Genomic DNA, 332 nt, shown 5'->3' on the forward strand with positions numbered 1-332 from the left:
GAACTGCAGGCACTGAATAGTGAGATGCAGAATCTGGCATTGACCTCTTGTCATCCCGACAGTTTTTATACCGAACTGAGCGGTAATATGACTGGGCACTATGTGGCTTACAATTATCTGATTGATGACGGTATCCATGTGCCTGCGGGGAGCAATATGAGCAGCACCAACCCGGTGATGCAGCAGGGTGGTACGCTCAAGGTGCACCGTAATCCCTGGATTGCATCGGCATCGTTTGGTGTGATGGTTGGTTGGCGCGACAGTTGGGGTTTGGGGGTTCGCGACAATTACCGTACGGAAGAGACGCTGGAGCAGAAAGAACAGCATGCCTG

Annotated in this window: 1 protein-coding gene; it reads left to right on the forward strand. The window is 52.1% G+C overall.

What is annotated here, in order from left to right; genetic code table 11:
* Nucleotides 1-332, forward strand: a 332-nt coding sequence (locus Q4563_RS17960) for a lipid A-modifier LpxR family protein (RefSeq protein WP_303605470.1), incomplete at both ends; no start/stop codon positions are given.

The organism is Gilvimarinus sp. 1_MG-2023 (assembly GCF_030548285.1).